This is a genomic window from Thauera sp. SDU_THAU2 (genome assembly GCF_038260575.1).
In the GTDB taxonomy this organism is placed as follows: Bacteria; Pseudomonadota; Gammaproteobacteria; order Burkholderiales; family Rhodocyclaceae; genus Thauera.
The window spans coordinates 3,489,178-3,503,904 of the sequence record NZ_JBBWUN010000003.1 but is presented as its reverse complement, the minus strand read 5'-3'; the positions used below and the strand labels follow the sequence as shown (position 1 = coordinate 3,503,904).

Sequence of the window (14,727 nt, the reverse complement as noted above, 5' to 3'; positions counted from 1 at the left end):
GCAGTTTGCTTTACATATACTGAAACTTATTGATACGATTTCACGGCAAGCATCATGTTTTGCTCGTAACATGAAGAAATGTAAGGACTTTCTTTGTGATTGAACTCCCCTTTTTCGGCTCCGCCGCCAATCAGCTGGCAGGGCTCGATATTTCATCTTCATCGGTCAAGCTCGTCGAGCTGTCCGGGGGGGACAAGGAAGCTTACAAAGTCGAGCGCTATGCCATCGAGCCCTTGCCGCGCGACGCCGTCGTGGACGGCAACATCGCCAACCTCGAAGCGGTCGGCGAAGCGGTGCGCCGCGCGCTCAGGCGCTTCGGCGCCGGCGTCAAGAATGTCGCGATGGCGCTGCCGGCCTCATCCGTCATCACCAAGCGGGTCATCCTGCCCGCTGGTCTGCGCGAGCAGGAGATGGAGGTCGCGGTCGAATCCGAGGCCAATCAATACATTCCGTTCGCGATCGACGAGGTCAATCTCGATTTCCAGGTCATCGGTCCGGCGGCAGGCAGCCCGGGTGAACTCGAAGTGCTGGTCGCCGCATCGCGCAAGGACAAGGTCGAGGACCGTGTCGCCGTCGCCCAGGCCGCCGGCGTGAAGGCCACGGTGATCGACGTCGAGTCGTTCGCGATCGAGGCGGCGCTCGAACTGGTCAGCCGGCAGTTGCCGAATGCCGGCCAGGACAAGGTGATCGGCCTCATCGACGCCGGTGCGAACGTGATGAACGTCAGCGTGTTCCGCAACCGGCAGCAGATCTACGTGCGGGAGCAGGCCTTCGGCGGCAGCCAACTGACACAGGACATCGCGCGGCAGTACGGCATGAGCCTCGATGAGGCCGAGGCGGCCAAGCGTGCGGACTCGCTGCCCGACACCTATCGCCGGGACCTGATGCGCCCCTTCCTCGACAGCCTGGCGCTCGAAGTCTCGCGCGCGCTGCAGTTCTTCTTCACCTCCACGCAGTACAACCACGTGGACCACCTCGTGCTGGCAGGCGGCTGCGCGCTGATGCCGGGCCTAGCCGACGTCGTCACTGCGCGCACCCAGGTCGAGACCATCGTCGGCAATCCCTTCGCCGGCATGACCGTCTCGTCCAAGGTGAGGCCGAAGAATCTGCTGGCCGACGCGCCGTGTCTGATGGTCGCCTGCGGGCTGGCCCTGCGGAGGTTCGACCAATGATCCGTATCAACCTGCTGCCGCATCGCGCAGAGAAGCGCAAGCAGCGTCGCACGCAGTTCTACGTGCTGTCGGCGGCGATGATCGTGCTGGGTGTGCTGATCGGTTTGCTGGTGCATTCGATCTACGCCGGCTACATCGAGCGGCAGGAGTCGCGCAACGTTTTCCTGAAGGCCGAGATCGCCAGGCTCGACCAGCAGATCGCCGAGATCCGCCGCCTGAAGGAGCAGATCGACGCCTTGCTGGTGCGCAAGAAGGTCATCGAGGATCTGCAGAGCACGCGCGCGGAGTCGGTCCATCTGCTCAACGAACTGGCCAGGGGCGTCCCCGAGGGCGTGTATCTGAAATCGGTCAAGCAGACGGGCAGCCGCATCACCCTGGTCGGTTATGCCCAGTCCAATGCGCGCGTATCGCATCTGATGCGCAACCTCGAGGACTCTCCCTTCCTCGAGCGGCCGACACTGGGCGAGACCAAGGCGGCGACGGTCGATGAGCGGCGCGTCAGCGAATTCAGCCTCGGTATCGGGATCGAGCGGCCCAAGCTTGCAGAGCCGGCTGCCGAGGCCACCAGCAATGCCGCGCCGGCAAAGAGGGGGCGGAAATGAAAGCGGCTGGCACGCTCAAGAGTGCGCGGAAGATCGATTTCAAGCGGCTGGCGCAGGATTTCAAGGGACTCGACCCGAACGATCCGGGCATGTGGCCGCTGGTGCCGAGGGCGGCCGTCATGGTCGGGCTGCTCGCAGCGGTGCTCGGCGCTTTCTGGTGGTTCGACTGGCAGGAGCAGGCGGACACCCTGGCCCAGCGCGAACAGGAGGAAGTGCAGCTGCGCGACAGCTGGGCGGCCAAGAAGCGCCAGGCCGTCAATCTCGACGAACACCGCCGTCAGTTGGCCGAGATCGACCGGCAGTTCGGCGCCCTGCTGAAGCAGTTGCCGAATCGGGCCGAAATGGATTCGCTGCTGTCCGACATCAACCAGGCGGGGCTGGGCCGCGGCCTGCAATTCGAGTTGTTCAAGCCGGGCAGCAACGTGGTCAAGGAGTTCTACGCCGAGATGCCGATCGACATCCGCGTCACCGGCAACTATCACGAGCTTGGCGAGTTCGCCAGCGATGTCGCCCGCATGCCGCGCATCGTCACGCTGAACAACCTCGCGATCAACACCGACAAGGACGGCCGGCTCAAGCTCGAGGCCAAGGCGATCACCTATCGCTATCTGGACGAGGATGAGATCGCCAAGCAGCGCCAGGATGCCAAGGCTGCGGCAGCCAAGGGGAAGAGACGATGAAGCGTGCGTTGGTCCTCGCCTGCGCCGCCGCCATGCTCGCGGCGTGTGGCAGTGGTGAGCAGGAGGATATCCGCGCCTGGATGGACGAACAGGCCAGGGGCATGCGCGGCTCGGTCAAGGCGCTGCCGGAGATCAAGCCGTTTCCGATCGTCGAGTACGTCGGCAGCGCTGCCGACGACCCCTTCTCCAAGGGACGCATGGAGGTCGAGAAGCGGGTGGTCAATGCTTCGCTGCGGCCCGATCTGAATCGCCGCAAGGAGCCGCTCGAAGCCTATCCGCTCGAATCGCTGCGCATGGTCGGTGTGCTGTCGCAGGGCAAGAGCAACCGCGCCCTCGTGCTCGCGGGCAAGAACCTGCATCAGATCAAGGTCGGGAATTACATGGGACAGAACTTCGGCGTGGTCACGAGCATCGGCGAAAGCGAGATGACCCTGAAGGAACTCGTCGAGGACGCGCAGGGCGACTGGGTCGAGCGGATCAGCACGCTGACCCTGCAGGAGCGGCAGGAGGCCGGGAGATGATGAAACACATTCGAGTTTGGGTGCTGGCCACGGCCTTTGCGGGACTCTCGCCGATGCCCGCCGCATTGGCCCAGGACGCGGTACAGGCCCGGAGCCAGACGAACCAGATCGAAGCGCTGGACGTCGCGCAGCACGACGATGGGATCTATCTGCGCCTGACGATGAAGGAAGCGCTGGCAAGCCCGCCGCCGAGCTTCAGCGTTGCCAGCCCCGCCCGCATCGCCTTCGATTTCCGCGATACCGGCAATGCGCTGGGGCGCAGCGTGCAGAGCATCGAGCAGGGCGATCTGCGCAGCGCCAACATCGTCCAGGCCGGCGACCGCACGCGGCTGGTGCTGAATCTGGTCAAGCTCAGTCCGTACGAGACGCGGATCGACGGCCGCAAGCTCATCATCGCCATCCGCCAGGGCAAGGCGCAGGAAGCGCGCGGCTCCGTCGTCGAGCAGGCGCAGGGCAACTTCGCCGAATCCCGGGTCGCGGCCGGCAGCGGCATGGCCGTGCGCGACATCAACTTCCGCCGCGGCGCCGAAGGCGAGGGGCGGGTCGTCGTCGACCTGTCGAACCCGGATGCGGGCATCGACATCCGCCAGCAAGGCGGCAACCTGGTCGTCGATTTCCTAAAGACCTCGCTGCCCGAGCATCTGCGCCGCCGCTCCGACGTACTGGACTTCGGCACGCCGGTGACGTCGATGACTGCGCAGCAGTCGGGCGACAATGTGCGCCTGACGGTGGTGCCGAATGGTTTGTGGGAACACAACGCCTACCAGAGCGACAACCGCTTCGTGCTCGAAATTAAGCGCATGCTCGAGGATCCGAATAAGCTGGTTCAAGGGGCGAAGGAAAAATTCGGCGGCGAAAAATTGTCGCTGAACTTCCAGAACATCGACGTACGCTCGGTGCTGCAGGTCATCGCCGACTTCACCGACTTCAACATCATCACTTCCGATTCGGTACAGGGCAACCTGACGCTGCGCCTCAAGGACGTACCCTGGGACCAGGCGCTGGACATCATCCTGCAGGCCAAGGGCCTGGACATGCGCAAGAATGGCAATGTGATCTGGATCGCCCCAGGTGACGAACTGGCGACGCGCGAGAAGCTGCAACTCGAAGCCAAGGCCCAGATCATCGATCTGGAGCCGCTGGCGACCGAGAGCTTCCAGATCAACTACCACAAGGCCAAGGAAATCTTCGATTTCCTCAAGAGCAAGGATCAGACCGTCCTGTCCAAGCGCGGCAGTGTGGTGGTCGATGAGCGCAGCAACAAGCTCTTCGTGACCGATGTCGGCACTCGCTTGCAGGCCTTGCGCCGGCTGGTGCAGGAGATCGATTTCGCGCCGCGCCAGGTCATGATCGAAGCTCGTATCGTCGAGGCCAGCAAGACCTTCTCGCGTGATCTGGGTGTGCGCATGGGCTTGGGCAGCCTGGGGTTCGCGTCAGTTGGCCGGTTGGGGAAAGTCGGCTTCGGCAAGGGGGTGTTCGGCGAAACGACGGTCGACGAAAATGGCGTGGCGACATTCGAACCCGCTACGGGCAGCGGGGATGCCATCAACTCTATCGGCCGGCTCCTGAATCCTGGTGGCGACGCAAACAGCGGGCCAGGCGGTGTTACCAGCGGTTTTGGCAATCTGAACCTGACGCTGTTCAACAACAAATTCACTCGATTCCTGAACCTGGAACTCCATGCCCAGGAGTCGGACGGCCGCCTTCGCCTGGTGTCCAGTCCGCGCGTACTGACCGCGAACCAGGTCGAAGCGTTGATCGAGCAGGGCACAGAGATTCCTTATCAGGAGGCGAGCAGCTCTGGCGCCACCAGCGTGTCGTTCAAGAAGGCCGTGCTGTCGTTGAAAGTGACGCCGCAGATTACGCCCGATGGCCGGATGCGATTGACGATCGAGGTAAAACAAGGATTCACGCGGCCAGGTGACCAATGGCATTCCGTCGATCGACACCAAGAAGGTCAAGAGTGAAGTCCTGATCGAGAACGGCGGCACGGTCGTGATCGGCGGCATCTATGAAGAGGTTGATTCGAACGACATTCAGCAAGTGCCATTGCTGGGCGATATCCCGGTACTGGGGAATCTGTTCAAGACTCGGCAGAAAGTGGCCGACAGCCGTGAGTTGCTGGTCTTCATCACTCCGCGCATCGTCGCCGATGAACTGACGCTGCGGTAAGCCGCTGCGCTGCTGATACAATACCGGGGCGGGCATCCTGCGTGGATGCCCGCCTTTTTTACCTTTTGTGTTTCCCTTTCCATTTCGACTTCCGGCGAATCGCGCGTGAGCTGCTTGATACTGATCGGCATGATGGGAGCCGGCAAGACCACGGTCGGCAAGGAGCTTGCGCGCCGGCGCAAGGTCCGCTTTGCCGATTGCGACCACGAGATCATCGCCCGTACCGGCGTGAGCATTCCGACCATCTTCGAGATCGAGGGCGAGGAAGGCTTCCGCCGCCGCGAGACGCAAATGATGGACGAGTTGTCGCAGGAGCCGGACATCGTCATCGCCACCGGCGGCGGTGTCGTCACCACGCCGGCCAATCGCGGCCTGATGCGCGAGCGCGGCGTGGTGGTCTATCTCGACGTGCCGCCGGCCGTGCTGTACGAGCGCACCCGCCACGACCGCAACCGCCCGCTGCTGCAGGTCGAGAACCCGCGCCAGCGCATCGAGGAGCTGTATCGCGCGCGCGATCCGCTTTACCGCGAGGTGGCGCACCTGATCGTCGAAGGGGGCCGCGGCAACCCCGGCACGATGGTGCGCATGATCGAGAATGGCGTGCAGAAACTCGCCCAGCAGAAACTGAAGAACTCACCATGCGAACCCTGAACGTCGCTCTGGGCGATCGTGCCTACCCGATCCACATCGGCCGCGGCCTGCTCGACCGCGCCGAGCTGATCCTGCCGCACCTGAAGACGAAGCGCGTCGCGATCGTCACCAACGACGTCGTCGGGCCGCTGTATCTCGGCCGCCTGCAGGCCGCGCTGGAAGCAGCCGGCGTGCGCGTCGCCGCGGTCGTGCTGCCCGACGGCGAGGCGCACAAGGACTGGCCGACGCTGAACCGCATCTTCGACATGCTGCTGCAAGAGCGCTGCGAGCGTTCGACCACGCTGGTCGCGCTCGGCGGCGGAGTGGTCGGCGACATGGGCGGCTTTGCTGCTGCCTGCTACCAGCGCGGCATGCCTTTCATCCAGATCCCCACCACGCTGCTGGCGCAGGTCGATTCCTCGGTGGGCGGCAAGACCGCGATCAACCACCCGCTGGGCAAGAACATGGTCGGCGCCTTCTACCAGCCGAAGCTGGTGCTCGCCGACATCGACACGCTGACGACGCTGCCGGCGCGCGAGCTGTCCGCCGGCCTGGCCGAAGTGATCAAGTACGGCCTGATCCGCGACCCCGCCTTCCTCGACTGGCTGGAGCAGAACCTCGAGCGCCTGATGGCGCGTGAGCCCGAAGCCCTGGCCCACGCGATCGAAGTCTCCTGCCGCAACAAGGCCGAAGTGGTCGCCGCCGACGAGACCGAGCAGGGTGAACGCGCGCTGCTGAACCTCGGCCATACGTTCGGCCATGCGATCGAGACCGGGCTGGGCTACGGCGAGTGGCTGCACGGCGAAGCGGTGGCCGCCGGCACCATGATGGCCGCCGAGCTGTCGCGTCGCCTGGGTTGGCTGGACGAGGCGGCTGTCGCCCGCATCGCCGCCCTGTTCGAACGTGCGGCGCTGCCGGTGCGCGGGCCCGAACTGGGTGCGGAGCGCTACCTGGAACTGATGGCGCACGACAAGAAGGTCGAAGCCGGCAAGCTGCGCCTGGTCCTGCTGCGCGCGCTCGGCAAGGGCGTGATCCACGGCGAAGCCCCGCAGGCCGACATCGCCGCGGCGATCGAGGCCTGCTGCGGCTGAGTGCCACGGGTTTTTCCGAATCGAGGATGAAGCGATGCTGCAGCTTGCGCCCTATGCAGTCACCGAAGGCAATTCCCGCGGCCGCGTCCATGACGAGCCGGCGCCGGTGGCGCGGGGCAACTTCCAGCGCGACCGCGACCGCATCGTCCATTCCACCGCCTTCCGGCGCCTGGAGTACAAGACCCAGGTCTTCGTCAATCACGAAGGCGACCTGTTCCGCACCCGCCTGACGCACAGCATCGAGGTCGCCCAGATCACCCGCGGCATCGCCCGCGAGCTCGGCCTCAACGAGGACCTCGCCGAAGCGATCGCGCTTGCCCACGACCTCGGCCACACGCCGTTCGGCCACGCCGGCCAGGATGCGCTGAACGCCTGCATGAAGGCGCATGGCGGCTTCGAGCACAACCTGCAGTCGCTGCGCACCGTCGATGTGCTCGAAGACCGCTATGCCGGCTTCGACGGCCTGAACCTGATGTTCGAGACGCGCGAGGGCATCCTCAAGCACTGCTCGCGCACCAATGCGGAGCGCCTGGGCGAGCTCGGCCGGCGCTTTCTCGACGGCACCCAGCCTTCGCTCGAAGCGCAGCTCACCAACCTGGCCGACGAGATCGCCTACAACAACCACGACGTGGACGACGGCCTGCGCTCGGGCCTGATCACGCTCGAACAGCTCGACGAAGTGCCGCTGTTCGCCGAGCAGCGGCGCGCGGCCGAGGCGCGCTGGCCCGGACTGTCCGGGCGCCGGCTGATCAACGAGACCGTGCGCCGCATGATCCACCTGATGGTGATCGACCTGCTGGAGCAGACCCGCGCCAACATCGCCGCCGCCGGTGTGGCCTCGCTGGACGACGTGCGCGCCGCGCCGCGGCTGGTGGCCTACTCCGAGGCGCTGCAGCCCCGCCTGCGCGAGCTGAAGCTGTTCCTGCGCGAACAGCTCTACCGCCATTACCAGGTACTGCGCATGACCAACAAGGCGCGGCGCATCATCGGCGAACTGTTCGCCGCCTTCATGGACGACCCCCACATCCTGCCGCCGCAGTACCAGGTCATGGCGCGCGAGGACAAGCCGCGGGCCATCGCCGACTACATCGCCGGCATGACCGACCGCTACGCGATGAAGGAGCATCGGCGGCTGTTCGCCGTCGGCGAGATCCACTGAAATCGTGCGTAGGCGCCGATGTCCCTTTTGAACCGTGGAATGAGCCGGGCCGCGCAGCTTGGGGGCAGCGAAATTCATCGGGCGTGGCTCCGCCGCTGCCGGGCGAGCAAGGCTGTTGCTCCAGAAGAGTGCCTTTTTCTGGCTCGATTCCTGCTTTAGAAGGGCATGTCGCAGCGCAAAAAAATTCTTGAAGCCAGTGTTTCCGGGGCGTATAGTTTTTTTGTCAAGCGGATTTTCGCTACTGATTACCAAAATGGTGCATGCAATGGTTCCATTGTGGTGCATCGGTCGATAAAACTAGGGTTTTTGCACCAATTTGGTGCGGGACATGAAGCCGGTGCGCATGCGCCCGGCTTTTTTGTGCGCGTTCGGTTTGTCTGCTGAACTTCGAATGAGAGGCCAGCGCGTGATTTCTTCTGTCGTTTTTGAGGAAAAGAAGATGGAACTGCCCCAAAAGCAGGGTCTGTACGATCCAGCCAACGAACATGATGCCTGTGGCGTGGGTTTCATCGCCCACATCAAGGGCAGGAAAACCCACGAGATCGTGCTCCAGGGCCTCGAGATCCTGAAGAACCTCGATCACCGCGGCGCCGTCGGTGCCGATCCGCTGCAGGGCGACGGCGCCGGCATCCTGATCCAGATCCCCGACCAGCTCTACCGCGAGGAAATGGCGAAGCAGGGCGTGACGCTGCCGCTGTCCGGCGAATACGGCGTCGGCATGGTCTTCATGCCCAAGGAAGCCGCTTCGCGCCTGGCCTGTGAGGAAGAGATCGAGCGCGCCGTGGTCGCCGAAGGCCAGGTCGTGCTCGGCTGGCGCGACGTGCCGGTCAACCCCGAGATGCCGATGTCGCCGACGGTGAAGGCCAAGGAACCGGTGATCCGCCAGATCTTCATCGGCCGCGGCGCCGACGTGATGGTCACCGAAGCGCTCGAACGCAAGCTCTACGTCGTCCGCCGCCGCGCCGCCAACGCCATCGGCGCCCTTGCCCTGAAGCACGGCAAGGAGTTCTACATGGTGTCGATGTCGGCGCGCACGGTGAACTACAAGGGCCTGCTGCTGGCCAACCAGGTCGGCGAGTACTACCTCGACCTGGTCGATCCGCGCACCGTGTCGGCGCTGTCGCTGGTGCACCAGCGCTTCTCCACCAACACCTTCCCGAAGTGGGACCTCGCCCACCCCTTCCGCTACATCGCCCACAACGGTGAGATCAACACCCTGCGCGGCAACTACAACTGGATGCGCGCGCGCGAGAAGGGCGTGCATTCGCCGCTGCTGGGCGAGGACCTGCAGAAGATCTGGCCGCTGATCTACCCCGGCCAGTCCGACTCGGCCTCCTTCGACAACGCCCTCGAACTGCTGGTGATGAGCGGCTATTCGCTCGCCCACGCGATGATGATGATGATTCCCGAAGCCTGGGAATCGCATGCGCAGATGGACGAGAAGCGCCGCGCCTTCTACGAATACCATGCGGCGATGATGGAGCCGTGGGACGGTCCGGCTGCCGTGGCCTTCACCGACGGCCGCCAGATCGGCGCCACGCTCGACCGCAACGGCCTGCGCCCGGCGCGCTACCTCGTCACCGACGACGATCTCGTCGTCATGGCCTCCGAATCCGGCGTGCTGCCGATCCCCGACAGCAAGATCGTCAAGAAGTGGCGCCTGCAGCCGGGCAAGATGTTCCTGATCGACATGGAGCAGGGCCGCATCATCGGCGACCAGGAACTCAAGGAGTCGCTGGCCAACGCCCGTCCCTATGCCGACTGGCTGCGCCGCATCAACATCAAGCTCGACACCCTGGCCGCGCCGGTCAATGGCGGCAGCGTGTCCGACGCCGAAGGCGGCCGCGTCGCGCCGCTGCTCGATCGCCAGCAGGCCTTCGGCTACACCCAGGAAGACATCAAGTTCATCCTCGAGCCGATGGGCAAGGCGGGTGAGGAAGCGACCGGCTCGATGGGCAACGACTCGCCGCTGGCGGTGCTGTCGAGCAAGAACAAGCCGCTGTTCAACTACTTCCGCCAGCTCTTCGCCCAGGTCACCAACCCGCCGATCGACCCGATCCGCGAGCAGATGGTGATGTCGCTGGTGTCCTTCATCGGCCCCAAGCCCAACCTGCTCGAGATCAACGAGATCAACCCGCCGTTCCGCCTCGAGGTGAGCCAGCCGGTGCTGGACTTCGACGGCATGGCCAAGATCCGCAACATCGCGCGCTACACGCAGAACAAGTTCCGCTCGGCCGAGCTGGACATCTGCTACCCGGTCGAATGGGGCAAGGCGGGCGTCGAAGCGCGCCTGGCCTCGCTCTGTGCCGACGCCGAGAACGCGGTGCTGGGCGGCTACAACATCCTGATCGTGTCCGACCGCAAGCTGACCGCCGAGCGCGTCGCCATTCCGGCACTGCTGGCGCTGTCGGCGATCCACCAGCACCTGGTGGCGAAGGGCCTGCGCACCCGCGCCGGCCTGGTGGTCGAGACCGGTTCGGCGCGCGAAGTGCATCACTTCGCAGTGCTGGCCGGCTACGGCGCCGAGGCGGTGCACCCCTACCTGGCGCTGGAAACCCTGCAGCACCTCGCCGGTGACGCCGAATCGGCGGCCAAGTACGTCAAGCACTTCGTCAAGGCGATCGGCAAGGGCCTGATGAAGGTCATGTCCAAGATGGGCATCTCGACCTACATGTCCTATACCGGCGCGCAGATCTTCGAAGCCGTCGGCCTGCAGCAGGCGCTGCTCGACAAGTACTTCACCGGCACCACCAGCCAGGTCGAGGGCATCGGCCTGTTCGAGGTCATGGAAGAGGCGATCCGCCAGCACAAGGCCGCCTTCGGTACCGACCCGGTGCTGCACGACATGCTCGACGCCGGCGGCGAATACGCCTTCCGCATCCGCGGCGAAGAGCACATGTGGACGCCGGACGCGATCGCCAAGCTGCAGCATTCGACGCGCTCGGGCAAGTTCGACACCTTCAAGGAATACGCCCGCATCATCAACGACCAGAGCAAGCGCCACATGACGCTGCGCGGCCTGTTCGAGCTGAAGGCCGCCACCACTCCGGTGCCGCTGGAAGAAGTCGAGCCGGCCAAGGAAATCGTCAAGCGCTTCGCCACCGGTGCGATGTCGCTCGGCTCGATCTCGACCGAGGCCCACACCACGCTGGCGGTGGCGATGAACCGCATCGGCGGCAAGTCGAACACCGGCGAAGGCGGCGAGGACCCGATGCGCTTCAAGCCGCTGACCGCGGCGATCAAGCTGTCGCAGGTGATCGGCGAGAAGCGCATCGCGCGCGACCTCGACCTGCAGGCCGGCGATTCGCTGCGCTCGGCGATCAAGCAGGTCGCCTCGGGCCGCTTCGGCGTCACTACCGAATACCTGGTCAACGCCGACCAGATTCAGATCAAGATGGCCCAGGGCGCCAAGCCCGGCGAAGGCGGCCAGCTGCCCGGCCACAAGGTGTCGGAATACATCGGCTTCCTGCGCCATTCGGTACCGGGTGTCGGCCTGATCTCGCCGCCGCCGCATCACGACATCTACTCGATCGAGGATCTGGCCCAACTGATCCACGACCTCAAGAACACCAACCCGGTGGCCAGCATCTCGGTGAAGCTGGTGTCCGAGATCGGCATCGGCACAGTGGCGGCCGGCGTGGCCAAGGCCAAGGCCGACCACATCGTCGTCGCCGGCCATGACGGCGGCACTGGCGCCTCGCCGTGGAGCTCGATCAAGCACGCCGGTTCGCCGTGGGAGCTCGGCCTCGCCGAAACCCAGCAGACCCTGGTGCTGAACCGCCTGCGCTCGCGCATCCGCCTGCAGGTCGACGGCCAGATCAAGACCGGCCGCGACGTCGTCATCGGTGCGCTGCTGGGCGCCGACGAATTCGGCTTCGCCACCGCGCCGCTGGTCGTCGAAGGCTGCATCATGATGCGCAAGTGCCACCTCAACACCTGCCCGGTGGGCGTGGCGACGCAGGACCCCGAGCTGCGCAAGCGCTTCTCCGGCCAGCCCGAGCACGTGGTCAACTTCTTCTTCTTCATCGCCGAGGAAGTGCGCGAACTGATGGCGCAGCTCGGCGTGCGCAGGTTCGACGAACTGATCGGCCGTGCCGACCTGCTCGACATGAAAGCCGGCATTTCGCACTGGAAGGCGCGCGGCCTGGACTACTCGCGCATCTTCTACCTGCCGCCGGTGCCGGCCGAAGTGCCGCGCATGCATACCGAAGGCCAGGACCACGGCCTGGACGGCGCACTCGACCAGCAGCTCATCGCGCTGGCCAAGCCGGCGCTGGAGAAGGGCGAGAAGGTCAACATCGACCTGCCGGTGCGCAACATCAACCGCACCGTCGGCGCCATGCTGTCGGGCAAGGTCGCGGCGGCCTGGGGCCATGCCGGCTTGCCGAACGACACCATCCACATCCGCCTCAACGGCACCGCCGGCCAGAGCTTCGGCGCCTTCCTCGCGCGCGGCATCACGCTCGAGCTGGTGGGCGAGGGCAACGACTACGTCGGCAAGGGCTTGTCGGGCGGCCGCATCGTGGTCAAGCCGAAGGCCGAGTTCCGCGGCGAGACGGGCAGCAACATCATCGTCGGCAATACCGTGCTGTACGGTGCCACCGAGGGCGAGGTGTATTTCGCCGGCGTCGCCGGCGAGCGCTTCGCGGTGCGCAACTCCGGCGCCACTGCGGTGGTGGAAGGCGTGGGCGACCACGGCTGCGAATACATGACCGGCGGCACCGTGGTGGTGCTCGGCGAGACCGGCCGCAACTTCGCCGCCGGCATGTCGGGCGGCGTCGCCTACGTGCTGGACGAGGACGGCAGCTTCGAGCAGCGCTGCAACATGGCGCAGGTCTCGCTGGAGCCGCTGCCGGACGAGATCGCCGCGCGCCAGGGCTCGGAGTCGGGCGACGAGCTCGAATCCCACGGCCGGGTCGACATCGACCACCTGACGATGGGCGACGAGCTGATCCTCAAAGGCCTGATCGAGCGCCACGTCCGCTTCGCCGGCAGCGTCCGCGCCCGCGAGATCCTGAACAACTGGGCCGTCTGGCGGAAGAAGTTCGTCAAGGTGTTCCCGCATGAGTACCGTCGCGCGCTGTCCGAGATGGCGGAGCAGCGCGAAGCTGAGAAGGAGGCCGCATAAATGGGCAAGCCAACCGGATTCATCGAATATCAGCGTCTGTCCGAGGCCTACGCGCCGGTCGACAAGCGGCTGAAGAACTACAAGGAGTTCGTTCTCCGCCTGACCGACGAGCAGGCCGCGATCCAGGGCGCGCGCTGCATGGACTGCGGCGTGCCGTTCTGCAACAACGGCTGCCCGGTCAACAACATCATTCCGGACTGGAACGACCTCGTGTATCGCAACCATTGGCGCGAAGCGATCGAGGTGCTGCATTCGACCAACAACTTCCCCGAGTTCACCGGCCGCATCTGCCCCGCGCCCTGCGAGGCCGCGTGCACGCTGAACATCAACACCGATCCGGTCGGCATCAAGTCGATCGAGCATGCGATCATCGACAAGGCCTGGGAAGAAGGCTGGGTCGTGCCGCAACCGGCCGAGGAGAAGACCGGCAGGAAGGTGGCGGTGGTCGGCTCCGGCCCCGCGGGCCTGGCCGCTGCCCAGCAACTGGCACGCGCCGGCCATGACGTCACCGTGTTCGAGAAGAACGACCGCGTCGGCGGCCTGCTGCGCTACGGCATCCCCGACTTCAAGATGGAGAAGTGGCTGATCGACCGCCGCGTCGAGCAGATGCAGGCCGAAGGCGTGCGCTTCCGCACCGGCGTGCTGGTGGGCGCGAAGGACATGCCGGCCGGCATCGTCAACGACGCCACCGAGGTGATCAGCGCCGAACGGCTGCAGCAGGACTTCGACGCCGTCGTGCTGAGCGGCGGCGCCGAAGTGCCGCGCGACCTGCCGGTGCCGGGGCGCGAGCTCGGCGGCGTGCATTTCGCCCTCGAGTTCCTGATCCCGCAGAACAAGCAGGTCGCCGGCGACAAGCCCAACCCGATCTCGGCCAAGGGCAAGCACGTGGTCGTGATCGGCGGCGGCGACACCGGTTCGGACTGCGTCGGCACCTCCAACCGCCACGGAGCGGCGAGCGTGACCCAGTTCGAACTGATGCCGATGCCGCCGGTGCAGGAGAACAAGCCGCTGACCTGGCCGTACTGGCCGACCAAGCTGCGCACCTCGTCCTCGCACGACGAAGGCTGCGAGCGCGATTTCGCCGTCGCCACCAAGGAGTTCATCGGCAAGAACGGCAAGGTCAAGGCGCTGAAAGCCTGTCGCCTCGAATGGCAGGACGGCAGGATGGTCGAGGTGCCGGGCTCGGAATTCGAGATCAAGGCCGACCTGGTGCTGTTCGCGATGGGCTTCACCAACCCGGTGGGCGGCGTGCTCGAGGCCTTCGGCGTGACCAAGGACGCACGCGGCAACGCCAGCGCCGCCACCGACGGTCAAGGCTGCTACGCCACCAACGTGCCCAAGGTCTTTGCCGCCGGCGACATGCGCCGCGGCCAGTCGCTGGTCGTGTGGGCGATTCGCGAAGGTCGGCAGTGCGCACGTGCTGTTGACGAGTTTCTGATGGGTGAAAGCCTGTTGCCGCGATGACGGAATCGCCCGCAGGGGGAGTTGACGATTGCGGGCCGGCTGGCCCGCAAGGCGCGAAGGCCGTCAGTGCGCGCGTGCTGTCGACGAGTTTTTGATGGGCGAAAGCCT

Annotated in this window: 10 protein-coding genes and 1 pseudogene; all 11 read left to right on the top strand. The window is 65.2% G+C overall.

The window, feature by feature from the left end:
- The first annotated feature begins 95 nt into the window (after window positions 1–95).
- The 11 genes and pseudogenes from AAFL97_RS18110 (at window position 96) to AAFL97_RS18060 (ending at window position 14,619) form a co-directional block, all read left to right on the top strand.
- Complete coding sequence (locus AAFL97_RS18110; RefSeq protein WP_341646100.1) at window positions 96–1,172, top strand: pilus assembly protein PilM; 1,077 nt, start codon at window positions 96–98, stop codon at window positions 1,170–1,172.
- The gene (locus AAFL97_RS18105) at window positions 1,169–1,774 is read left to right on the top strand and encodes a PilN domain-containing protein (protein WP_341646099.1); all 606 of its coding nucleotides are present in this window, start codon (window positions 1,169–1,171) and stop codon (window positions 1,772–1,774) included. The genes AAFL97_RS18110 and AAFL97_RS18105 overlap by 4 nt, the downstream gene beginning before the upstream one ends.
- Entirely contained in the window at window positions 1,771–2,454 is a 684-nt protein-coding gene (locus AAFL97_RS18100) for a type 4a pilus biogenesis protein PilO (protein ID WP_341646098.1), read from the top strand. Before AAFL97_RS18105 ends, AAFL97_RS18100 begins: the two co-directional genes overlap by 4 nt.
- Window positions 2,451–2,975: a pilus assembly protein PilP gene (locus AAFL97_RS18095; RefSeq protein WP_341646097.1), complete on the top strand. Its 525-nt coding sequence runs from the start codon at window positions 2,451–2,453 to the stop codon at window positions 2,973–2,975. The genes AAFL97_RS18100 and AAFL97_RS18095 overlap by 4 nt, the downstream gene beginning before the upstream one ends.
- Window positions 2,975–5,147, top strand: a pseudogene (pilQ, locus tag AAFL97_RS18090) (type IV pilus secretin PilQ). Before AAFL97_RS18095 ends, pilQ begins: the two are co-directional and overlap by 1 nt.
- 105 nt (window positions 5,148–5,252) lie before the next feature.
- The gene (locus AAFL97_RS18085; protein WP_341646096.1) at window positions 5,253–5,798 is read left to right on the top strand and encodes a shikimate kinase; all 546 of its coding nucleotides are present in this window, start codon (window positions 5,253–5,255) and stop codon (window positions 5,796–5,798) included.
- On the top strand, window positions 5,786–6,868 hold the full coding sequence (aroB, locus tag AAFL97_RS18080; protein WP_341646095.1) for a 3-dehydroquinate synthase: 1,083 nt from the start codon (window positions 5,786–5,788) through the stop codon (window positions 6,866–6,868). Before AAFL97_RS18085 ends, aroB begins: the two co-directional genes overlap by 13 nt.
- 34 nt (window positions 6,869–6,902) lie before the next feature.
- Complete coding sequence (locus tag AAFL97_RS18075) at window positions 6,903–8,027, top strand: deoxyguanosinetriphosphate triphosphohydrolase (protein ID WP_341646094.1); 1,125 nt, start codon at window positions 6,903–6,905, stop codon at window positions 8,025–8,027.
- A gap of 165 nt (window positions 8,028–8,192) precedes the next feature.
- Complete coding sequence (locus AAFL97_RS18070; protein WP_341646093.1) at window positions 8,193–8,411, top strand: hypothetical protein; 219 nt, start codon at window positions 8,193–8,195, stop codon at window positions 8,409–8,411.
- 55 nt (window positions 8,412–8,466) lie between these two features.
- Entirely contained in the window at window positions 8,467–13,155 is a 4,689-nt protein-coding gene (locus AAFL97_RS18065) for a glutamate synthase-related protein (RefSeq protein ID WP_341646092.1), read from the top strand.
- On the top strand, window positions 13,156–14,619 hold the full coding sequence (locus tag AAFL97_RS18060) for a glutamate synthase subunit beta (RefSeq protein WP_341646091.1): 1,464 nt from the start codon (window positions 13,156–13,158) through the stop codon (window positions 14,617–14,619).
- The last annotated feature ends 108 nt before the right edge of the window (window positions 14,620–14,727 follow it).